Here is a 22667-nt window from a genome sequence, read left to right as displayed (position 1 = left end):
GATGTCTTTTTACATTTCTTTCGTAATGTCATACTGCAACAATTGCCTTTGATCATAAAACTTCTCGAAAATAATGCCCATTACATAGAAGAACAATAGACCAAAGCAAATGTGAATAAGTGTAAAGGTAGCCCCAAATGAAGAAAATTCATACACCATAATTGGTAATTTCGCAGTTGTCCAAACGCCTAAGAAAAATACGATGTATCTAATGCTTGCGCCTTTTTTTAATAGTAGTGCTGCAATCGGAAAGGCAACATAGAGGGGACCAGCTGCAATTCCGCCTAATAATAGGGAGAATAATATTCCATATATGCCGGACTTTTCTCCCATATATTTCATTAGCGTTTCTTTCTTCACCCACTGATCAAGTAACCCTACAAATATTAGGACAGGGGGGAGTAGAAACAGCATATCTAAAATGCTATTCCCCGTTAATTGTAATGCGCTCCATCCTAAAGATTGGTTTATAAAAGTTAGTATGATAAGTCCAATCAGCAATATGAAAAAGAAGCGATATCTTTTTAGTTCCTTCATACCATCACCACCCAAATGATATATGAGAATAGGAGTGACATGAGTAATGCAGATGCATTACGAGCGTAAGCAAAGCTTCGTCCGAATATCTTTTGTTCCATCGGCAAGGTTGTAATTCCTACTGACATCAATGTAGACATGAGTGCCGCAACTTGAGGAAGACCTGCGCCGTGCTGTATTAACGTATTACCAAGAGGGAACACGACAAAGCTTGGAATGAGTGCAACGGAGCCGAGTAGTGCTGAATAAATAATACCTAAGAATCCGGACTGTTCTCCAATGATAGAAGAGATAAAGGACGGTGTTAAGATAGAAAGTGATAGTCCGACGAAAAGCATAATGGAGAGCATGGCAGGGAGGAGGTTTCGAAATATTTTCCATGATTTTAATAGGGCAGCTTTCGTTTTATTCCGATCCTTCATAAAAGAAATCCCCGTAAGAACAATGGCCAAAGTGTAAAGGATAGCGCCATTAATCATGATAAGATTCCTTTAAGTCTTTATATTTGCCCAGGAAAAATGATAAGTTTTTCATTTTTTCCTCAATATCCATTTGAAAATCTGCTAATTGTTCTTTTCCGGCAGGGGTAATTTTGTACATTTTTCTCGGTTTGTCTTGATGAGCTGTACTTACATAAGATTCAATAGCACCTTCGTTTTCTAATTTCTTCAGCGTGCGGTACAGGATGGCACTATCGATTGGATTGACCGGAAGTTCTTCCACGCATTTCTGAAGTAGCTGTCCGCCATAGTTATCACCTTCTGCTAAAAATAACAAAAGAAATGCACCTGTATGTCTTCCTGTATGTTTCATGAATATACCTCCTAGAGTGAATTGGAATATATACTGTTAATGACAGTATACTGTTGTTAACAGTATATGGTGCATGAAGTGCTATGTCAATTTTAAAATGTTGATTAGTGCAAAGAATAATCCCTGTTCTAATCTTTCTAAATAAAAAAATAAAAGCCTACTGTTTTCTTGTGACAGTGGCTTTCATAGTTGGTAAACTACTATATTACGCTTAGGGAATCTCGCACTTTGATAGTAACACATATAGGTTAGCCCTATATTGAGAAATAAAAAAAGACACTCTCAAGAGTGCCTCTTATTAGCAGCCTAATCCGCCGCCCCAACAGCTAGCTCCAACGATGATTAATAAAATAAAGAGCACAACAAGTAAGGCGAATCCACCGCCAAAACCACAGCCTCCGCCACAACTACCACCATAGCCTCCACCACAACTACCACCATAGCCCATATTAACTCCTCCTTCCATAAAGTCCATATATTAATGGATTTATTTCACTTTATGTTTTTACGGATAAACTTGAGCAGGTCCTTTTGAAAAAATAAAAGCACTCGGTATTTTAAGAGAGGTGACGAACTTATTTTTGTCACGAGTATTACGCTTATTACATATGGTATTTTATTCTGTGCATTTGGGGAAAGGAGATCGTTATGGCTAATTCTGAGATGATATTACGTTTACTTACGGATTTAAAGATTGAACAGCAAGCTTTAAGAGAACAGCTGGAGAAAATGCAAACAGCATTGACTATTCTTGAAGAAAAACCAACTACTCTTGAAGAAAAACCAGTTGCTCTTGAAGAAAAACCAGCTGCTCCAAAGAAAAGAGCTACTTCTGGACGCCCAACATCTTTTCGTGATTGGAGAGCATCAACTCAAAGGGATTAAGGAATCCTGTTATAGTAAGTTATACAAAATCACAAATGAAAAAGTACAGTTTACTGTAGTTAATACAGAGGCTGTACTTTTTGTTATGTTAGTATAAGTTGTGATAGGCGGTTTATATATTTTGTAGAAAAACAACTTTTATATTTTCTTTGACTATTCCACTTTTAACTCGATACCTTTATCCAACATATCGCCACTCACTTTTAAAGTTAATCCTTGCGTATTTTTCGGTACATCGAATACAATGTTCCCTTCCGAATTTTCATGAGGATTAAGAACACCAAATTTTAATGTAGCGGTATTGGCAGCTTTAAGTGTTAATTGAAATTCATTAGAAATGTGATATTCTCTTCCGATTCCGTCAATTAATTTAAAGTTGTTGCTATTTAGTGTAATGGGTTCCTCTTTATCATTATGCACTCTGACGTCTAATACTTTAAATACACCTTGTGCTTTAACTTCTCCATTACCTATAACATCTAATGAATCGACAGGGCCTATAGATATATATACATCAGAAAAATCTCCATGGGTGGGAAGTTCTTTTTGAGGATCCTTGTTGCTAAGTTCATCATTCTTTGTTTCTTTAGAAGTCTCCTGTTCGTTTTTCGTGTTACTGCTAGATGTATCATGTGAACTGCAAGCTGATAATCCAAATAAGAATGTGCTACATAATAATGATGTTAATAACTTTTTGTTCATAGTTTGTTCCTCCAAAATAGAAGTACTTTCATGGGCGCCATGATGATTTAGTAAATCTATATTTTTCTTTATGTGTATTAAATGTTACATCTTATTATATTGACTTTGGGATAAAAAGGAAACTTGATGCAAATAAAAAAGACACTTTGAAGTGTCTTTTTTATTTGAGTTATGCGCATTGCTTAACAAGACGTTAGTTCCTCAGTCTGACGATGAGTAACTATGTAGGTTGATTTCATTATAGCATTTTAACCAATAATGGGTCTATATGGAATTTGTTTGATGATTATGTTTTTTACGCAATAATTGAGCAGGTCCTTTTGAAAATAAAGAAAAGACACCCTAAGGTGCCTTCCTCCGACTTGAACCATCTTAATTTTAATAATATTGGACTCCCGTCCGAATATTATTTTACCATGTTAAGTTGTTTTTGGAAATATGCCATATCGATAATTACAATACACGTTTTAGTTTTTGAATTATTTATCTTTCTAAAAGTTGAAATTAATAAGAACCCCATAAATGATAAACCATTCCACTAACAAAAAACACTAATCCTAAAAACAAAACAATTAAAGCAAGTACTCCATTTTGATTATGTTCCATAAAACTAGCTCCTTTTAGATTTATTTTTATCCCGCTATTTGCGGGCAGTAAGACTCCCACCTCAAAATTTGGCTGGAGCAAAGAAGTTAGGTGGGAGCCCTGCTGCCCGTAAACGCCCGATTGGTGAGGGCTAATAATCAGTGGGGGATGAACAAAACCCCCACTGATTAAAGTTTCACTTTATATACAAAAAAGCCTTTAGTCGTAATTATGGCTAAAGGCTTTGAGCATTATACTTTTTAGTTTATAAAATCTTATAAGAAGAATAACCTGTATTTTATATAGAGAAAAATTTATGATTTTTTATGGATAGAATTCAAATTTGGAACTGAAAATGTACTAGCTTGATAATGAAGCCTGGCTATTAGAATTGAAAAATTTTAGTTTTACTATAATTAATAGAAATGAAAGTAGTGTGAATATAAATCCGCTCCAAATAAGCTGGTGAATACCTAGGTTTGAAATGAACCAGCCTCCAATAGTTGTTCCTAGAGTAATTCCGAGATTTGAGAACGAAACGAATAGACTATTACCAAATTCAGGTGCTTCTTTTGCTTCGCTTATTAACCATGTTTGACCAACAATTAATCCACCAGCATGTACGATTCCCCAAATGAATACTATAAAAATCATTGGAACAAGGTAGGAACCTAAATAATAAACTAATATGTAAACAACAGAATATAGAATAGGGAATGATATTACGGTGTTTATTATGCTTTTTTGCAGGAGACTACCAAATAAATGATTACCTAAAATCATAACTATACCAAATATGAATAGCATGATACTGATGAGAGATCCATTCATGGAAGTTACTTTTGCAAGGTACTCGGCGAAGTAGCTGTATACGGAAAACATGGCTGCAAAAAGGAATGTGACGGTTAAAATATTTAACCATAATCCTGGTTTGCCGAGTATACGAATTTGTTTGCCGAAAGACATTTTTTCTTTAACAGGCATAGAAGGAAGTAGGATTAGTATTCCAATGAATGCAAGAGTGTTAACAAGCGCTCCAAATAAGAAAGCAATTTCGAGTGAAAATTGGTCTGCAAGGTAAGAGGTTAGTGGTACACCTAAAGCAAAGCCAACAGTAATTCCCATAAAAACTTTTGTAACTGCTTGACCGCTCTTTTCTGGAGGGACAAGTTTAGCAGCTGTTACAAGAGCGATTGAAAAGAAGAGTGGATGAAGCGCTGCCGGTAAAATACGAAAAATAAGCATGATTTCAAATTGTGTTGTATAAGCGTAGATTATGTTTGAAATAACAAATATGAAAATTGCTGTTAATAAAATTATTTTGCGATTAATACTAGAGACGAGCAGAATTAAAAACGGACCAGAAATAGCAACAACTAGTGCAAATATACTCACTAAAAATCCAGCTTGTGTAGTTGAAATTCCGAATTTTCGAGTGATTTGTGGTAATACACCGACAATACCCATCTCGGTAGTAATAATTCCGAACACACCTATTGCGAGTGTCAGAATAAGTAAAGGATTTACTTTTTTCATTTATAAAACTCTCCATTCGTATCAGTATTTTGAAAGTGAATTCATTAGCAAAGAAGCATTATTACAAGCATGATTGGATGTCAATTAGGATTATGTAATTTGAAACACAATAACAGATATCTAAATAACTAGATGTGATATATTAAAAAAATTTCTCCTTTCTATGTTTCTTGCTTTTATAGGTAGTGCAATTTATAAAAAAGTAATTGGATACCTGTAAAAAAGCAGAATGTGTGAAAGCTAATAATCAATTGATATGCAGATTGATTATTAGCTTTCATTTTATAATTCGTTTTGGACGTATTCAGAAAACTCTCGTATTGTTTTTTCATTTCGACGATAGTATGTCCATTTTCCAATTCGGTCAGATTCTAGTAAGCCTGCTTTTTTCATAGTTAATAAATAACTAGAAATAACCGATTGGGCTAAGCCAGTTTTAAGCTGGATATCTCCTACACATACTCCAACTTGAAAGTTAAGGCCTTGTTCTAGATAAGGCTTTTCATCGAAATGGTTTTCTGGATTTTTCAACCATGATAAAATTTGACATCTTGTTTTATTTGACAATGCTTTATAAATTAATAAAGGTTCCATAAGGATATTATATCTACTTTTATAGATTTGTAAATGGGTTTTGGTGATTTTGAGGGGAGAAGGTATACGTGATCTCGGTGAATAGGAAGGAGGTGCTCTGGATCTGTACTCTTTGTAAAGGACATTCTAAAAAAGTTAGGCAACATAAAGAAGATGATTTCTGTATGCAAACAGGAGTCATCTTCTTTAAATTCCATTGATAGCAAGAATGATTATAGTACGTCATATATGGGGTAGCGTCACATCGCTATCAAGTTAAGAAATACATTCTTCCTCAAAATGAACTAAATTCCTACGGACAACTATGAAAGGATGAAATTTCCGTTTTGGGGATACTTCAAAATCTTAGGTTGATGGGTATGGGGTAGCGTCAGGAAAATGCGCATTTACAACGATAAGCATTTTGATACAAGTCTTATGAGATATTATGAAGTCTAATTTAAAGGTGATTTGATTATGTACCAATAGGCTTTACTCTATTGAGATTGTGAAGTTTCCTACTTAAACTAACGGGGCAGGTTAGTTTAATAAGGTAATATTTGGATTGGGATAGATATAAGTAGAAAAATTAATAACAAGGGGTGATTTTTTGGAGAAAAATATGGGGGATGTAGATTTTTTTAAACAAGTAGTAAAAAGACTTTGCAACTAATAAAATAATAAGGTTTACTTCAGGAAAATAAGGTATAGTATATTTGTTGAATAGATTCTCTTTAAAGACAAGAAAAGTAGGTGAACAAAGTGGGAAAATATCAATTGGATTATAAAGGTCAGGCAGCTGTGACAAAGTTTCATGAAAAACAGACGCCTGCCAAATTTGATAAAAAGCAGCAACTTGAAAAATTGCGCGCGGAGTATTTGAAAAAGAAGCAAAAACAAACAGATAAATAATATGTTACGTTTTTCCCTATTTTCTGTATATGGTGCAAACACAAGAAAATAGGTAAGTTATTCATCGTTCAAATATATACGGGCTATTTTTTCAAACCTCTTACTTATGCAACTAACGCATGCGTTAGTTCATTAAGAATAACTAAAGAAGTCGATTCCTTGAGATGGAAATCGGCTTTTTTAATAAGTGACATTTCCTTAGCGTCAGGAAAATGCGGATTTACAACGTTAAGGAGTTTACGATATTAAAAAACCCAATTTCTCGGTATTAAGAAATTGGACTTTTTTCGTTTTATCCTATCTATTTAAAACACCCTATTATGATGGGTGTTTTACTTATATAAGTTTTGAATCTAAGGAATTAAAGTTAGTTGAGCAACTTTGTGTAGCGGAAGGATTATTTGTATTTCACACTAAAGACCGAAAGTGATAAAGTGTTGTGTAAATAACTGATTTGGATGACTTGAATGTATAAACCCAAAAACTTTCCTTTATGGAGAGCTTTTTATTATAAAGAAAAGACACTCATATAAGAGTGTCTTTTCCAATAGTTTTTTAGCAGAAGCAAGAAGCTCCGACAATGATCAATAAAATAAACAATACAACTAATAAAGCAAAGCCGCCACCACAACTACTACAACTACCACCAAATCCCATAATAGTTCCTCCTTTAATAAGAGGGGAAAACAAGGGTACACTCATGTATTTTAACGGATTCAACTTACTTTATGCTTTTTACGCAATAATGGAGCAGGTCCTTTTGAAAATAAAGAAAAGACACCCTAAGGTGCCTTCCTCCGACTGGATAACCACATTTCATGTATTGGATTGTGGGAACTGGTGGATAAATTGCAAATTTGTTACCAACTACTCACTCCAACATCCGCCTTCAACCACTTCACCCAATCAGAATCCTCTACCTTAAGCAAACTCAATGAAACACCTTTCATATCTAAAGAAGTGAGAAGGGTACCAACTTTTACGAACTTCGCATGTAACCCTTCCAGCTCACATAAACGGCGAATGTCGTTTGCGAAAATGTATTGTTCCATTAATGGTGTCGCACCGAGTCCATTAATGAGGATGGCGAAGTTGTCGCCTTTTCTCCAGCGATAAATACTTTTTAGTTTGTTCATAAGTTCTATCGCTAATATTTCAGAAGAGGATAGTGCTTCTTTACGGTAACCTTTTTCGCCGTGGATGCCGACTCCGTAAAAGACTTCATCGTCGTTTAATGAAAATGAAGCTTTTCCCTGTACTGGATCATTTGCAGGTGAAAGGGCGACTCCTAATGTATGTAAGTTTTCGGTGACAGAACGGGCGAGTGTTGTTAGTGCTTCTAAAGAATAGCCTTCAAGAGCGGCCGCACCTAATATTTTTTGAACGAAAACAGTGCCAGCTACGCCGCGTCTTCTTTTATTAAAAGAAGCATCATCTTCAATTGAAACGTCGTCATTTACGATGATGTGGTCAATTTGTCTTCCTTCTTCTCTTGCGACTTGTTCTGCAGCTAGAAAGTTTTCTACGTCATCTTTAAAGTTTTTAATGATGAATAAAATACTTTTATCTTTTGGCATTAAGCGAGTTGCCGCCACAATTTGCTCCACTGTAGGCGGGGTGAAAATATTTCCGTTTACTGCTGCCGTAAGCATTCCTTTTCCTACATAACCAATATCGGCAGGTTCATGTCCGCTACCACCGCCGCTTATAATGACAACGTTTTGCTTCATTTTTTCGATATCTTTTACATAAATGATGTTATGTGTTTCGTCGTAATTTACTTTGTCGTTATGTTCAAAATAAAAGCCATGCAGCATATCTTGAACAATATTTTCTACATCATTCATAATCTTTTTCATTGCTTTGGCCACCTTATGATTTGTTTGCTGATTGTTCGAGTAAAAGTAGTAATTGATTATTTATCATATTTTTCATGAGAGAAGACATGATGGACGGATTTACTTCGCACTTGCTTTCAATCCAATCTTTTATCGTTCCAACGAAGCCGTGACTATAAAAGGAGGCAATCGTATTTTTTGTTTCAATAGAAAGAGTTAATCTACAGCTCATAGATAGTTCATCAATAATCTTCATATATAAGTTTTTCGTATGCTCAAATAAATAGTGATTAAATGAGTTTTGTTCAATGACTTTAAAAGCATTTCGGTAAAATTTTTGATTTTCATAAAAGTAATCAAATAATAAATCGAAAATATTTTCCCATGTTTCATAGTCGAGAAAGTCTATAATGTTTTCTTTCGTTTCTTCTCTATAAATCCAGCTTAATAGTTCAAATTTATCTTTAAAATGATAGTAAAAAGTTTGTCTACGCATTTGACAGTGTAACATAATATCGCTCACTGATATTTTATGAAACGATTCCGTTTCCATTAAATATTTCAATGAATTAGCGATTATCTTTTTAGAAATTATAGAAGAGGTCATCTTAATCATCCCTAGAATGTAGTAATATGAAAATCCTATCTATAAATGAGAGCGGTGTCTTTAGACAAATTGCCCAATTTGTCCGTTTACTATAAAACGCTTTCATTTTAACATGAGTAGTAAGAAGAAGATTTCAAATATATCACAATATATTAAAGGAATTGAGGGAGAATCACAATGAAAAAGATTATAAATAAACCTGAAACATTAGTAATGGAGATGTGCAACGGAATGGTTATGGCTCATCCAGAACTTGAGTTTTTGAAAAAATATAAAGTGATTAAGAAGAAAGAAATGAATGAAAATAAAGTAACGTTAATTAGCGGCGGCGGTAGTGGTCATGAGCCAGCACATGCCGGACTAGTCGGAAAAGGAATGTTAGATGCGGCAGTGTGCGGAGATGTGTTTGCTTCTCCCACACAAATTCAGGTATATCAGGCGATTAAAGAGACAGCTAGTAAAAAGGGTACGTTATTAATTATTAAAAATTACAGCGGCGATATTATGAATTTCAAAAACGGTGCACATTTAGCGACGGAAGATGGAATTGAAGTAGACTATGTAAAAGTGGATGATGATATTGCGGTAGAAGATAGTCTGTACACAGTAGGGCGCCGCGGCGTTGCGGGAGTTATTTTAGTTCATAAAATTGCCGGCGCAGCAGCGGAAGCAGGTATGGATTTAGGAGCGGTGAAAGCTATCGCTGAAAAAGCAGCGGCTAACGTGCGCACAATTGGTTTAGCGTTAACTTCTTGTACAGTACCAGCGAGTGGTTCACCTACTTTTACACTTGCGGAAGATGAAATGGAATACGGCGTTGGTATTCACGGTGAACCAGGAATTAAGCGTGAAAAAACGATGTCAGCTGATGAATTAGCTAACCGTATGACAAATGATTTAATAAAAGATTTAGGAGTAAAAGATGGCGAAGAAATTGCGGTTCTAGTAAACGGTTTTGGCGGAACACCACTGCAAGAACTTTACCTATTTAACAACGCAGTTACGAGAGAATTAGCTGCTAGAAACATTAAAATTAATCGAGTATTCGTCGGTAATTATATGACGAGTATCGATATGGCTGGGATGTCTTTAACAGTGATGAAGTTAGATGACGAGCTAAAAACGTTATTATCGAAAGAGTGTAATACACCTGCGTTTAAAGTAGATGGACCAGTTGAAAGTGTTGAGTACGTGAATGTGCTTGAAGAGGTAGAGGAGAAGGAAGTTTCATTTGAACTAGAAACAGCGGAAGAGCACGCTGTTATGAAAGATAATGTCATTACATTAAATAACATGATCTATCTCGTTGATAAAATGAGCGACATTATTATTAAAAACGAAGTACCGTTCTGTGAGTTAGATACACATGCAGGTGACGGCGACTTCGGAATGAGTGTAGCAAAAGGATTTAAGCAATTAAAACGTGAGTGGCAATCTATTGTAGGACAAGAGAATGTAACAATCGGATCATTTCTTGACGGTTGTTCAATGATTATTATGGAACATTGCGGTGGCGCTTCTGGTCCAATTTGGGGTGGTGCATTCCGCGCAGCTAGTAAAGAAGCAGGAGAAAAACGTGAGCTAACAGTAAAAGAGTTCGCTGAAATGTTGCAAGCGGCACTTCAAGGTATACAATCTATCGGTGAAAGATCATTCGGTAGAGGAGCGGTAGTTGGTGATAAAACGCTTGTTGACGCACTTGCTCCATGTGTAGACTCTTGGCTAGGCAGCGCTTCAAACGGAGTAGACGTGAAAACTGCCTTTGAAAAAGGAGCAGAAGCAGCGGTTAAAGGCGCAGAGTATACGAAAGAAATCGTAGCTCGCATGGGTCGCGCTGGTACAGTTGGCGAAAGAAGTTTAGGATATCCGGATGCAGGTGCGCATGCGCTTGGGGTTATCTTTACGGAGATTACGGGTAGTTTGAAATAGAAATTAGAAGAACCCCTCTACCTTAAGGTGGAGGGGTTTTTAAATTTAGTGAAATGGTATATTAATGTGGCTTAGAAGCAAATAATTCCGGTGCAGAGTTCAAGGTTAAATGGGCTGAAGTTAATAAGTAGTCTGCTATATGTTGTCTATTAATTATGAAAAGGGCACTCCATTGAGGGAGTGCCCTTTTCATAATTAATGATGTTAACGGATAAAAAACTCTTTGTATTACCAGGAGTCACCGTGGCTGGATTGCATGTACATAATTGTACTAGATTTAGTCGAATCAACTTGTTTCTTAGAATCTGATTGTGAAGAGAATGCTAATCCTACAGATAAAGCAGCTGAAAGTGTTAAACCTAAAATCGTCCCGAAAATTTTCTTCATTATTTTAACGCTCCTTTTTCGAAATTTTTTTCTTTGGCTTGATGACTAAGATAAAAGTATTTACTAGCTTTTAAGTCATTACTTTCTTGATAAAACTTAACTGCTAATTTTTCAGTGTATTCTTGTGTGTAATTATAGAGTTGTTGTGTGTCGAAAAATGAGATGGCTTCCAAAGATAATTCTTCGAGAATAACAGCTGAAACACCTTTATTCATACAATCTAAAAGTTTGAAATGATATAGGTATTCTTTGTTGTCTAGCTTCTCACAAATTGCTAATCCTCGTTCGATTAACTCGGCCGACTGTTCAAGTTCAGTAATCTTTAAATGTTCTCTAGCTTTAAGGAAAATGGCCCTAAAATGCTCTGGAGTTTTAGTTGTTACTTCTGATAAGTGTCGAATTGCTAAAGTGGATAAGTTTTGGCTACTATATAAAAAACCTAAATTATTGCGGACTCTTAATATTAGGGAATCTTCATTATTTTTACGTAAAATATCTATTGCAGAATTAAATTTTTCTTCTGCTACAGGGAATTGTCTTATATCAATACATGCTAAACCGTATAAGTTCTCACAAGCGGCGACATTATTTTCATAACCATTATGTTTAGAGAAAATCTCTTTAGCTTGAGTCACATGTTGAATTGCTAATAGAGGTTGATAGGTATGAAGATAGAAGTTAGCAAAACGATAGTTAAACTCGGCTATTTCAAGATCGTCATGGATATGTTGTAATAGTGTTTCGGCTTTTTCGTAGTATTCCCAGGCTTCATTGTTGTTTGAAAGTAGTGTGGCGTGAATCCCTTTGAAAAATTTGTAATAATAAGACAACAATTCATTTTTGGGTATATCCAGTGAATCGATTGCCTGGAAGCTTGTTGGTGTGATGCTTAAATGATCAAGCAAAACTTTAAAGCGAAAAGTAAGAAGTGAGTAATGGAATAGTAAATTTGGATCTTCATTAATACTTTTTATGTGTGTATCAATCTCTGTTTTTAAATGTTTTGCTTCTTTTAGGTGCTGGGCACGTATCTCTTGATACCAATTATTTAAAAGTTGTGTGATCATATCTTTTGTTTTTAGATGACTTACCATAATTCTCCCCGCTTTCTACTATATTTATTTGTATATTGGTATGTATATACTAGCAAGAAATTAAGTGTGATAGAGTGATAGATTGAAAGAAAAAAACTTTTTCAATAATTTTCTGATAATTTAAAGGGTAATTAGAATATAAATAGAAAAGGAATTCAATAGGATTCCTTAGGTGGTGATCATTTATTTATTGCCAAAAAATAAGTGAATCGAGCAAGTATGACTATTGCACTTAAAATAAATAACAGCCTTTTTGTAAAGTGAATCTACATAAACTGATTCAAAATCTTATAAGAATCCATATGGAAAGTATTCATTCAAATAACAAATAGCCCAAGTTCCAATGAGGAACTTGGGTTATTTGTATGTTTTATTTCCTTAGTATTGTAAATAAGCATTTTACTCCATTGCCATCAAGATAAAAGAACGAGTAATCCCACTGTATGGTTATGTACAAAACTTGAAAAAAGCATAAACCAGCAGAACCTTTGTATTTTTCTATCTTACGCATTTCACCCTGCACAAAAAAATATTTCTCAACATTTTATTTGTTGAAAAAGATTGAATATTCTCTATAAAGAGAATATTATGTTGCTATCGGCAAAAAAAACGATAATTTGCAGACACTGGGGAGGAAATGCATTGAAAAAGAATAAGAAGTTAAAACCATTATCAGTTTTAGCAACAGCGGCAGTACTAAGTAGTAGTTTTGCTTTTGGAAGTCATGCAGCTTATGCTGATGCGCCATCATCTCTACCAATAGATGAGCATTTAATACCGGATGAGCGTTTAGCGGAAGCGCTAAAACAACGAGGCGTAATTGATCAATCTGCATCACAAGCTGAGACGTCAAAGGCTGTCGAAAAATATGTTGAGAAAAAGAAAGGGGAAAACCCTGGGAAAGAAATCTTGACAGGAGATAGTCTTACGCAAGAAGCTTCTGATTTTATGAAAAAAGTAAAAGATGCAAAAATGAAGGAAAATGAACAGGCGCAGCAGCCCGCAGTAGGACCAGTAGCTGGACAAGGTGCAGGATTGAATTCTAGTAAATTAAATGGAAAAGTACCTACTGCACCAGCGAAGCAAGAAGAGTACAACGGAGCTGTTCGAAAAGATAAAGTGCTTGTTTTACTCGTAGAATTTAGTGATTTTAAGCATAACAATATTGATCAAGAGCCAGGATATATGTATTCTAAGGACTTTAATCGTGAACATTATCAAAAAATGTTATTTGGTGATGAACCATTTACGTTATTTGATGGATCGAAGATTAATACATTTAAACAATATTATGAAGAACAATCTGGCGGGAGCTACACAGTTGATGGAACTGTAACGGAATGGCTTACTGTTCCAGGGAAAGCTTCAGATTATGGTGCGGATGCGGGCACTGGTCATGATAACAAAGGTCCTTTAGGGCCACGTGATCTTGTGAAAGAAGCATTAAAAGCAGCGGTAGCAAAAGGAATTAACTTAGCTGACTATGATCAATTTGATCAATACGATCAAAATGGTGATGGAAATAAAAACGAGCCAGATGGCATTATTGATCATTTAATGGTTGTACATGCGGGCGTAGGTCAAGAAGCTGGCGGCGGTAAATTGAAAGATGATGCAATTTGGTCTCATCGTTCAAAACTTGGATCAAAACCATATGCGATTGATGGCACAAAATCTTCTGTTTCAAATTGGGGCGGAAAGATGGCTGCATACGATTATACAATCGAGCCTGAGGACGGAGCAGTTGGTGTGTTTGCGCATGAGTATGGTCATGATTTAGGATTACCAGATGAGTACGATACGAAGTACTCAGGACAAGGTGAACCTGTTGAGTCATGGTCTATTATGAGCGGCGGCAGCTGGGCTGGAAAAATTGCAGGAACAGAGCCAACAAGTTTCTCACCACAAAATAAAGAATTTTTCCAAAAGAATATGAATGGCAACTGGGCGAATATCGTTGAGGTAGATTATGATAAACTTCGCACAGGAGTCGGTGTTGCAACATATTTAGATCAAAGTGTTACAAAATCAAAACGACCAGGAATCGTTCGTGTTAACTTGCCGGACAAAGATATAAAAAATATCGAAGCGGCATTTGGTAAGAAGTTTTATTACAGTACAAAAGGAAATGACATTCATACAACACTTGAAACACCAGTATTTGACTTAACAAATGCAAAGGATGCTAAGTTCGATTATAAGACATTCTACGAACTTGAAGCGAAGTATGATTTCCTTGACGTAAATGCGATTACAGAAGATGGAACGAAGACACGTATTGATAGAATTGGCGAAAAAGATGTAAAAGGCGGTATGGATACAACTGATGGTAAGTGGGTTGATAAATCATACGATTTAAGCAAATTCAAAGGGAAAAAAGTAAAACTGCAATTTGAATATTTAACAGATATTGCAGTAGCTTATAAAGGATTTGCGTTAGATAATGCTGCATTAACTGTAGATGGAAAAGTTGTTTTCTCAGATGATGCAGAAGGTCAACCAGCAATGACGTTAAAAGGATTTACTGTATCTAACGGATTGGAACAGAAAAAAAATAACTACTATGTAGAGTGGAGAAATTACGCTGGTTCTGACACAGCGTTACAACATGCGCGTGGTCCAGTATTTAATACAGGAATGGTTGTATGGTATGCGGATCAAAGCTTTACAGATAACTGGGTAGGTGTTCATCCAGGTGAAGGATTCTTAGGAGTAGTAGATTCTCATCCAGAGGCAATCGTAGGTACATTAAACGGACAACCGACTGTGAAGAGCAGTACGCGTTATCAAATTGCCGATGCGGCATTCTCATTTGATCAAGCGCCAGCATGGAGAGTAGATTCGCCAACTCGCGGTATCTTTGACTATAAAGGATTACCAGGAGTTGCAAAATTTGATGATTCTAAGCAGTACATCAACAGCGCGATTCCAGATGCAGGACGTAAGTTGCCGAAACTAGGATTGAAGTTTGAAGTAGTAGGTCAAGCTGAAGACAAGTCTGCAGGTGCAGTTTGGATTCATCGATAGAATAAGGTGAAACTATGAGGGAGCTGCCCCATAAGTTGGTGAAACCGACTTATGGGCAGCTCTATTTTTATTGTGGAAACGAGGCAGTTTAGTTTAGGAACCAGTTTGTTGGAAAGGAAGATATAAAATTCATTTTCAATAAAAACGAAAAAGTTATGTTACAAAAAGGAATGGGCCTATTAATTATATGAAGAAAGGCATGTATTGTGTTATTAGACAAAAATACTTGATACACGAATGTTACCGTCACTCGCTTTCCTCATTATTATAAGCTAATAGTGGTTCGTACATCATTATAGCGTGATTCTCCGTTACATATTGGTCTTCTATAAACTGTTTCTGTTGATTATATACTCTACGTTGAATAACATTATGTCGTATATAACCACCCCAGTATGCAGATTGGATTGAGTGTTCTTTTTCATATACTTCATATTGATAAAGCTGCGGATGGGTAACTCTCCATTCACCGACTAAATGCTTATCTGTAATATAAAGGTGAAGTTGATACGATTGGTCCGTTTCATTTTTGATTTGTAAATCCAAATAGTTATAAGAACAAGTTGCGCCGCTTCCAAATGGTTGGGTCCGCTTGGAATCAGGAAAGACATCAAAACTATGACGATATCGCTCTGTTACTGTCAATGGTGTATGTAAGGTCATCCAATATATTAAATTTGAAAGCTGACAAAGCCCTCCTCCAATGCCTGCTTGAAAAGATCCATAGTGTAGTATCATGCCCTCTACATACCCTTTTCTCCTCGTAGGCTTACCTATTAAACGCCAGTAAGAGAATGTTTCTCCCGGTCTAATGACGATACCATTTAGTTGTTTAATAGCAATCTTCAAATTAACAACTTTATTTTGTTGATACCACATATCTACATCTTTGAGCTTACGAAGTAGTATCGTTCGGTGCTGAATCGCTGTATAGGGTAACTTTTCTTGTTGAAACGTTTTTGCATATGTTTTTCCGTCTGCTAACCACTGAATGTACCTCTTTGTAGAGTAATACCATGTCCCTAGTAGAATGCGATACTTAGACCGCTGTTTAGGACGTAAGTTCACTAAATTCATTTTATTTCCTCTCTCCATCAATAAGTTGTACTTTTTTTAGCTGCATAATAATTAACATAATTAGATAAAAGACGCAAAAGAACAGGATAATTAATCTAATGGGGACTTTATTTTTTCCATTTTTAAATTGCTTATAGTGATGTGAAAATCCGCTTCAATACGATAAATTCAAATAACACATTATAAATATAAAGGACAATCTTAAATAAAAAATAATGAAAATTAAAGAAATTCTAAAGTATTAATATGTTTTTACTAAATATTGATTGATAATAAGTTGTTTTTTGAGACTTTACTAGGTTCTGTTGCAATGCTTCTTAGCAAATAAAAAGTTAAGTTAATTACAATGAAAGATTATGCAACTCTTAGTAATTACTGTAATTCATTGTACGTCGAAAAACCGCAGTCTAGTCCCTGACTGCGGTTTCGTTTATATAGAGATAGAATCAAAATTCTATACTTTCGGAATTTTTCACACAAGCAAACCATTGACCTATTATCTCGTTATGATGCTCAATAATTTGAGACGCCGATAATAATGTAGAGTTATATGTACTATGTCCATTCTTTACAAGAGTAACGTCATATCCTAAGCTGTATGCACGCCGGCATGTTGCATCTATGCAAATTTCAGATTGAATTCCTGCTATAACAACTCGTTTTATATTTCTCATTTCCAGCTCTTGTTGAAGACTCGTTTTATGAAAAGAATCCGGATGATTCTTTTCAAGAACGACATCTCCTGTTGCTGGAGTAATTGATTTATGAATTTCCCATCCAGGTGTCCCTTGTCTAAGCGAAGAACCAGACTTCCCATTAAACTTCATATAAAAAATAGGGGCTGAAGCAGAACGGGCTTTAGAAATCAATAATTGAATGACTCTTAATAATTCCGTTCTATTATATAGGACTTTTCTCTCCTCAAATGAACCTACCTGTACATCAATAATAAGGAATGCTGTACAGCTTTTCATCATAAATACCCTCCTAATACTTGGTTCAAAAATACAAAAGTGAAATATATGCAAACTACAATGCTATGCATATTTAATGTATCCAAAAGTTCCAAAGAATATTGCATGGAGGTATGAAGTGGATTCCAATAATTGTATCTATTCTTTTTCTAGAATCTGTTATTAAACCTGAAATCAAATATATAATTATTGGTGCAGCTATAATTGCTATTCTAGCCAATGTTGTTGCCGGAACGAAGCGTCTCTTTAAATAAATCGACTTCAAACTAATATCCAAGACACTCAAAAGTATAAATAATTTAAGTGTCTTGGATATATTTTATCCTTTAAATATTTCTGGTTTTTCCACTCTGAATGATTTCACCTCACCGCACTCTAAACAGAATGTTGTTAATAGTTTAGAACGGTCTCCTGCTTTAAAGAGCGAACTAGACGTATCTTCACAAACATATGCATGATAAGCAAATCCAACTTTCCCCTCTTTAAATTTAGTAGAACCGCAATTATCACATCTCTTATTTTTCATAGTACTAACACCTCTTTAGGTTGATATTTATTTTGGTGTGTTTTTCTATTGTAAAATACATTTCTCCATCTCCTTTACAAATAGAAGTAAATTAACTTGGTTATAAATAGTGTTTTCGACATGATACACCATGTCCCTTTGTAAAACTTTGTGAAATATGCTGAGGAGGGCTGTCTGTATGTTATATTTCCTTTTTATTTATATATTCGCAAATAAAATAGCATAATATCAGTATGAATCCCTATAGTAATATGAATTTTTGCATATTTTGAAATTCAGTATATCCTCCGAAAAGTTTTAATTGTATAATGTGTTTTGTCATATTCTTTTAGATTTTTCGACAAAAAACAACAAAAAATAGAAGACGTATTGGGAGAAGGCATTATGTACACAAAACTATTAAAATCAATTACATCATTATCACTAATAGGTGGTGCTTTATTATATACAAATGGCAGTGATGTGAAAGCTGCTGAAGCAGGCGTTTTTTCTGATGTACCTACATCGCATTGGTCGTATCCGGCGATTAAAGATTTAGCGGGCAAAAATATTATTTCAGGTTATGGAAATGGGATATTTGGTTTTGGAGATGTTGCGACGAGGGAGCAAGTTGCAGCTTTAATTTATCGAGTGCTAGTGCCGAATAAGCAAGGCGGTTCGTTTAGTAATGATGGAACTCGTTACGTATTAAAAGATGGCTCTACGTTTAAAAATCCTTACGGTGATATTAATCGAGATTCTACAATGTTTCCAGAAGAGGTATTAACTTTAACGAATTTAGGGGTTTTTAAAGGTGATGAAAATGGCCGATTTAGACCTAAAGCTTCTGTGAGTCGTGCGGAAATGGCACAAATTCTTACAAATGCTTTTCATCTTTCTGCTAAACAAAAACATATATTTAATGATGTTCCAAGTCCATTTTGGGCAGAAAATGCGATTAGTGCGGTGCAATCAAACGGAATCGCAGATGGTACAGGCAACGGGGAATTTGAACCATATGGCACAGTAACACGTGAACAGTATGCACAGTTTTTATATAAAACTTTGAAATATAAAAATACTGATGTAAAGGATACAGGAGATGCGGCATTATTAACAGCGTTTAAAGATGAAGTGCAAAAGCATATTAATACGTACGAAACGAATATTACACTTCCATATTACACGAGAAATAGTAATAAAGAAGAAGTTATGAATACACTTTTTAACGCATATAAAGAAGTCGCAAATAAAAATGAGTATACAAATTATAATAGATCGAATGTTTCATACTCACTATCTGGATCGCCCGGGAATTATACGTTTACGCTACATATTACATATCGCGAAACGAAAGAACAAACCGAGTATGTGATGAAAGAAGCGAAAGCGATCGTTTCTTCTATTATTCAAGTCGGTATGGATGATCATGAAAAAGTGAAGGCGGTTCATGATTACGTAGTAAAACATGTTTCTTACGATACGTCTTATAAAGCGTATACAGCATATGAGGCACTCGCGAATCGTTCTGCCGTTTGCCAAGGTTACACCCTATTAACCTATCAATTATTAAAAGAAGCTGGAATTGAGAATCATTTTGTAGTAGGAACTGGAGACGGTCAGCCTCATGCTTGGAATTTAGTTAAAATCAATAACAAATGGTACCATCTTGATACAACATTCGATGATCCAGTGCCAGATGAACAAGGCCGCGTAACATATTCTTATTTCAACTTATCAGATGAACAAATTGCAAGAAATCACGAGTGGAACCGCGGAGACTATCCGCAGGCTACAACAAATTATTATGATACACTGACGAGTAAAATTGCAGGGGGTAGCTCGAAATCAGCTGCATACGGACAAATATTAAAAGATACAAAGTTAAATTATTTAAGAAATGAATACATCGCAAATAGCTATAACGAATTAAAAAATAAAATGCAGCAGCGCTATAGTGCAAAGCCTGAAAAGATTGAAATTCTGTATAAGCAATCAATGGACGGCGCACTGCAAGATGTGAAGAAGGCAATTGGAGAAATTCGTTTCCCGCAAGGAGCGAACCGTGTTTCTTATAAAGCGGAGCCGTATAATGCAAAAGAAGGGTATTCTTTGGTGACGATTACGTTTATGTATTGAGAATGAGAAAAAGCATCTGTTTTAGATGCTTTTTTTATTGTATTAATTCGATAGAATATGATAGCTTTTATAATTTTATATTTTGGATGATTAATAATGAATAAAAAGAAGATTTTTACTGCATTAATAGGCATTGTAACTTTACTTGTAATGATTAATGTAGTTGTTACCAAATAGGTGTCTCGCCACATGCCCATCAAGCTAGCTGAGTAAATTACTAGGTACGAAATGCTTCTTGTTTCAAAACTAGCAAGTGATAGGAAAGTAAGCATGCCAAAGAAGCCTAATTAAACCGTGTTTTTTTTCGCTAGGCAGCTTGTCTATGCGTTACCGTCGTTTTATCCCGCTATTTGCCGAGCAGCCCGATTGATGAGGGGTGATTAAAGTTTCACTTTATTTAATTCAAAACGCGTGTATCTTTGTACCTGAAATTAGAATTAAAACCTTTAATATAATTTACACATCAAAAGAAAAGGTTATTTTCTTCATCATAAAACAACCTCATGTTTTCCTTTCTAACAAGCTCAGAAACTAAACAAAATACAATTATTCAAATGTTACAAAACCCCATAATAGGGACAGAAAGAGTGTCAAACGAAAAACTAAGAAAAACCCGAAAAAAATTGCCCTTTTTCCAAAAAAACAACGTAATCGTCCTTTCACAGAAGCAAGCTAAAGATTTATTTGGTTCTGATGCTAGCATCGGGATAGGGAAAGGAATTAAAATTAAAGGTGAACTTTTTGAGGTAATAGGTATTAAAGATGATAGCAATGATGATTTAACGGGTAATTCTAGTTATATTCCGAAATTTTCTAAGGAACTCATTGATAAAAAAGAAACTATCTCTTCAATAGATATTACAGTAGAAAAAGGATATGACAAAAAAGTTGTTTTCAAAGATATAAAAAGGGAATTAGAACATATTCATTCAGATCTTAAAGGGGGATATAAACAAGAGAATCAAAATGAAGCAATTAAATCTTTACAGAAAATCATTAATGGAATCACTGGGTTTATTACAATTGTAACAGGTATTTCTTTATTTGTTGGCGGCATTGGTGTAATGAATATTATGTATGTTTCTGTTAGTGAGCGCCGTAAAGAAATTGGTATTCGCCGTGCTATAGGGGCGAAAAAGAGGGTGATATTATTGCAATTTTTAGTTGAAGCGATTTTTATCACTACCCTAGGTGGGGGCTTTGGAATTGCACTAGGATATAGTCTTTCACGTTTTATAGGTATATTTTTACCTGTTCAACCCATTTTAACAGCTAATGTTTTTATTGGATCGACTCTTACATCGATGATTATAGGTATAACGTTTGGTATTATACCAGCAATTAAAGCATCTAAGTTAAGCCCTATAGAAGCGATCCGTCGTTAAATTTACTAATACATATAAATTACTAGTTTTATATTTTAGCCTTAATAAAATAATGATTAATGAAGCTAAAAATGCCTATTCTCTCGAATGATTTTTGAAGAAAGAATAGCATTTTTTATTCGAAAAAAGTTATAGTAGATTAAATCTAGTATAACGAATGAAGTATCGACTTTTATGCTTTTTATTTAGACTCTGGTAAATGTTAATCATTGTATAAAGATTAAGGGCCCATCTATAAAGGTTCCTCACTTCGTGAAGATTAAAAATAATACTGTTTATCCTATCATAAAATCAAGGTAAGATTTTTGGTCGGAAAATCGGTCATTTGAAATCAAATTCTCTGAAATTACATAAGTACCATATAAATTACCCTTTTTGATTTCAAAAAAACATACTTTTTTCAGAATAAGACTTCTTTTCTTCTTTATATTATCTCTCGGGATTTCTAACCACTCGGTGTAATTTTGATTTACGTCTTGCTGAATCACTTTCTTTGCCCATACTGTCTTATCGCTTTTAATTATGATAGCAATATCATTTTTATGTAAATTCCCAGGATTTATATGAGCCATAATTGGATCTGCGTACTTAGCAATAAATCCACCAATACACTCTACATTTTGTTGCTTAATGATGTCATTAATCATACATATCCCCCATAACTAATTTTCATTTTGCGTGTTCTCCATTGCTTGTATTTTATCATAGAGCATCAATTGTTTTTACGGTTCTATTGCAAAAAATCTCTTGAATTTGACATGCTAATCGTATCACGATATGTGAAATCATATACAACTGATATAATTCCCCCTTGATTCTAAAATCCCTTTATTATTACATAGAATTTAAGGCGAGAAGAGAGTTTGCTTTGGTATTGTGTAATAAAGATATAGCCTACCTAAGAAAATGGTTGGGCCTTTTTAACGTACAAAGAAAAGACACTCACATGAGTGTCTTTTCCGATAGTTTTTTAGCAGAAGCAGCTAGCTCCAACTATGATTAATAAAATAAATAATACAACTAATAAAGCAAATCCTCCAGCGAAGCCACCGCCGCCACAACTACCACAACTACCACAACTACCACCAAAGCCCATAATAGTTCCTCCTTTAGATAAGAGGATAAAACAAGGGGTCACTCATGTATTTTAACGGGTTCACTT

General features: G+C 34.9%; 23 protein-coding genes and 3 pseudogenes. 9 read left to right on the top strand and 17 right to left on the bottom strand.

Translation table 11 applies throughout. The features are described from left to right. Positions 1-9: 9 nt before the first annotated feature. The 4 genes from ACFWDE_RS19455 to ACFWDE_RS19440 form a co-directional block, all read right to left on the bottom strand. Entirely contained in the window at positions 10-537 is a 528-nt protein-coding gene (locus ACFWDE_RS19455) for a permease (RefSeq protein WP_377894071.1), read from the bottom strand. Beyond that, positions 534-1016, bottom strand: coding sequence for a hypothetical protein (locus ACFWDE_RS19450; RefSeq protein ID WP_377894069.1), 483 nt, complete (start codon positions 1014-1016; stop codon positions 534-536). The genes ACFWDE_RS19455 and ACFWDE_RS19450 overlap by 4 nt, the downstream gene beginning before the upstream one ends. After that, on the bottom strand, positions 1009-1350 hold the full coding sequence (locus tag ACFWDE_RS19445) for a PadR family transcriptional regulator (protein ID WP_377894068.1): 342 nt from the start codon (positions 1348-1350) through the stop codon (positions 1009-1011). Before ACFWDE_RS19445 ends, ACFWDE_RS19450 begins: the two co-directional genes overlap by 8 nt. 298 nt (positions 1351-1648) lie before the next feature. After that, on the bottom strand, positions 1649-1798 hold the full coding sequence (locus ACFWDE_RS19440; protein ID WP_002150194.1) for a YjcZ family sporulation protein: 150 nt from the start codon (positions 1796-1798) through the stop codon (positions 1649-1651). A gap of 200 nt (positions 1799-1998) precedes the next feature. On the opposite strand from ACFWDE_RS19440, the gene ACFWDE_RS19435 reads away from it, so the two are divergent. Then, the gene (locus ACFWDE_RS19435) at positions 1999-2235 is read left to right on the top strand and encodes a hypothetical protein (RefSeq protein WP_002150192.1); all 237 of its coding nucleotides are present in this window, start codon (positions 1999-2001) and stop codon (positions 2233-2235) included. A gap of 153 nt (positions 2236-2388) precedes the next feature. Here the strand turns inward: ACFWDE_RS19435 and ACFWDE_RS19430 are convergent, their stop codons facing one another. Together ACFWDE_RS19430 and ACFWDE_RS19425 are read right to left on the bottom strand one after the other, a co-directional pair. Continuing rightward, positions 2389-2937, bottom strand: coding sequence for a DUF4352 domain-containing protein (locus ACFWDE_RS19430; protein WP_377894066.1), 549 nt, complete (start codon positions 2935-2937; stop codon positions 2389-2391). Between the two features lie 945 nt (positions 2938-3882). Next, positions 3883-5058, bottom strand: coding sequence for an MFS transporter (locus tag ACFWDE_RS19425; RefSeq protein ID WP_377894064.1), 1176 nt, complete (start codon positions 5056-5058; stop codon positions 3883-3885). Here ACFWDE_RS19425 and ACFWDE_RS19420 point away from each other — a divergent pair. Next, positions 5030-5122 (top strand): annotated as a pseudogene (locus tag ACFWDE_RS19420) (hypothetical protein); the annotation flags it as partial. The gene ACFWDE_RS19425 and the pseudogene ACFWDE_RS19420 sit on opposite strands and share 29 nt — an antisense overlap. A 218-nt stretch (positions 5123-5340) precedes the next feature. On the opposite strand, the gene ACFWDE_RS19415 reads toward ACFWDE_RS19420, so the two are convergent. Further along, positions 5341-5652 carry an ArsR/SmtB family transcription factor gene (locus tag ACFWDE_RS19415; RefSeq protein ID WP_377894062.1) on the bottom strand — a complete coding sequence of 104 codons (312 nt, stop codon included), beginning with the start codon at positions 5650-5652 and terminating at the stop codon, positions 5341-5343. A gap of 741 nt (positions 5653-6393) precedes the next feature. Here ACFWDE_RS19415 and ACFWDE_RS19405 point away from each other — a divergent pair. Next, complete coding sequence (locus tag ACFWDE_RS19405; RefSeq protein WP_215554625.1) at positions 6394-6543, top strand: hypothetical protein; 150 nt, start codon at positions 6394-6396, stop codon at positions 6541-6543. A 555-nt stretch (positions 6544-7098) separates the two neighbouring features. Here ACFWDE_RS19405 and ACFWDE_RS19400 read toward each other — a convergent pair. The 3 genes from ACFWDE_RS19400 to dhaS form a co-directional block, all read right to left on the bottom strand. After that, on the bottom strand, positions 7099-7200 hold the full coding sequence (locus ACFWDE_RS19400) for a YjcZ family sporulation protein (protein ID WP_000505688.1): 102 nt from the start codon (positions 7198-7200) through the stop codon (positions 7099-7101). A 203-nt stretch (positions 7201-7403) separates the two neighbouring features. After that, the gene (gene dhaQ / locus ACFWDE_RS19395) at positions 7404-8402 is read right to left on the bottom strand and encodes a DhaKLM operon coactivator DhaQ (RefSeq protein ID WP_377894059.1); all 999 of its coding nucleotides are present in this window, start codon (positions 8400-8402) and stop codon (positions 7404-7406) included. A 13-nt stretch (positions 8403-8415) separates the two neighbouring features. Then, positions 8416-8988, bottom strand: a complete 573-nt coding sequence (gene dhaS / locus ACFWDE_RS19390; protein ID WP_377894058.1) for a dihydroxyacetone kinase transcriptional activator DhaS — start codon at positions 8986-8988, stop codon at positions 8416-8418. 177 nt (positions 8989-9165) lie between these two features. Here dhaS and dhaK point away from each other — a divergent pair, with 177 nt between their 5' ends. Continuing rightward, positions 9166-10917 carry a dihydroxyacetone kinase subunit DhaK gene (dhaK, locus tag ACFWDE_RS19385; RefSeq protein ID WP_377894057.1) on the top strand — a complete coding sequence of 584 codons (1752 nt, stop codon included), beginning with the start codon at positions 9166-9168 and terminating at the stop codon, positions 10915-10917. Positions 10918-11145: 228 nt separating this feature from the next. Here the strand turns inward: dhaK and ACFWDE_RS19380 are convergent, their stop codons facing one another. Further along, complete coding sequence (locus ACFWDE_RS19380) at positions 11146-11304, bottom strand: general stress protein (protein WP_377894055.1); 159 nt, start codon at positions 11302-11304, stop codon at positions 11146-11148. Further along, the gene (locus ACFWDE_RS19375; protein WP_377894054.1) at positions 11304-12398 is read right to left on the bottom strand and encodes a response regulator aspartate phosphatase; all 1095 of its coding nucleotides are present in this window, start codon (positions 12396-12398) and stop codon (positions 11304-11306) included. The genes ACFWDE_RS19380 and ACFWDE_RS19375 overlap by 1 nt, the downstream gene beginning before the upstream one ends. Before the next feature lie 642 nt (positions 12399-13040). Here ACFWDE_RS19375 and ACFWDE_RS19370 point away from each other — a divergent pair. Beyond that, positions 13041-15425, top strand: coding sequence for an immune inhibitor A domain-containing protein (locus tag ACFWDE_RS19370; RefSeq protein ID WP_377894052.1), 2385 nt, complete (start codon positions 13041-13043; stop codon positions 15423-15425). Between the two features lie 246 nt (positions 15426-15671). Here the strand turns inward: ACFWDE_RS19370 and ACFWDE_RS19365 are convergent, their stop codons facing one another. Then, a complete protein-coding gene (locus ACFWDE_RS19365; RefSeq protein WP_078179746.1) occupies positions 15672-16502 on the bottom strand; it encodes a VanW family protein in 831 nt (276 codons plus the stop codon). A gap of 446 nt (positions 16503-16948) precedes the next feature. Then, a complete protein-coding gene (locus ACFWDE_RS19360) occupies positions 16949-17479 on the bottom strand; it encodes a cysteine hydrolase family protein (RefSeq protein WP_377894050.1) in 531 nt (176 codons plus the stop codon). Between the two features lie 110 nt (positions 17480-17589). Here ACFWDE_RS19360 and ACFWDE_RS19355 point away from each other — a divergent pair, with 110 nt between their 5' ends. Then, the gene (locus ACFWDE_RS19355) at positions 17590-17730 is read left to right on the top strand and encodes a hypothetical protein (protein WP_002011050.1); all 141 of its coding nucleotides are present in this window, start codon (positions 17590-17592) and stop codon (positions 17728-17730) included. Between the two features lie 65 nt (positions 17731-17795). On the opposite strand, the gene ACFWDE_RS19350 is transcribed toward ACFWDE_RS19355, so the two are convergent. Further along, the gene (locus tag ACFWDE_RS19350) at positions 17796-18002 is read right to left on the bottom strand and encodes a hypothetical protein (RefSeq protein ID WP_002011051.1); all 207 of its coding nucleotides are present in this window, start codon (positions 18000-18002) and stop codon (positions 17796-17798) included. 384 nt (positions 18003-18386) lie between these two features. Here ACFWDE_RS19350 and ACFWDE_RS19345 point away from each other — a divergent pair, with 384 nt between their 5' ends. The 3 genes and pseudogenes from ACFWDE_RS19345 to ACFWDE_RS19335 form a co-directional block, all read left to right on the top strand. Beyond that, positions 18387-20120 carry an S-layer homology domain-containing protein gene (locus ACFWDE_RS19345; RefSeq protein ID WP_377894047.1) on the top strand — a complete coding sequence of 578 codons (1734 nt, stop codon included), beginning with the start codon at positions 18387-18389 and terminating at the stop codon, positions 20118-20120. 503 nt (positions 20121-20623) lie between these two features. Continuing rightward, positions 20624-21016, top strand: a pseudogene (locus tag ACFWDE_RS19340) (ABC transporter permease); the annotation flags it as partial. A gap of 129 nt (positions 21017-21145) precedes the next feature. After that, positions 21146-21505: pseudogene (locus ACFWDE_RS19335) on the top strand (ABC transporter permease); the annotation flags it as partial. 275 nt (positions 21506-21780) lie between these two features. Here the strand turns inward: ACFWDE_RS19335 and ACFWDE_RS19330 are convergent. Both ACFWDE_RS19330 and ACFWDE_RS19325 read right to left on the bottom strand, forming a co-directional pair. After that, positions 21781-22152, bottom strand: coding sequence for a hypothetical protein (locus tag ACFWDE_RS19330; RefSeq protein ID WP_377894045.1), 372 nt, complete (start codon positions 22150-22152; stop codon positions 21781-21783). 323 nt (positions 22153-22475) lie between these two features. Continuing rightward, complete coding sequence (locus tag ACFWDE_RS19325) at positions 22476-22601, bottom strand: YjcZ family sporulation protein (RefSeq protein ID WP_215588150.1); 126 nt, start codon at positions 22599-22601, stop codon at positions 22476-22478. Positions 22602-22667 lie beyond the last annotated feature (66 nt).

The sequence above is a fragment of the Bacillus sp. NPDC060175 genome (assembly GCF_042728695.1).
Taxonomy (GTDB): domain Bacteria; phylum Bacillota; class Bacilli; order Bacillales; family Bacillaceae_G; genus Bacillus_A.
This window is presented reverse-complemented; position numbering and strand designations above follow the sequence as displayed.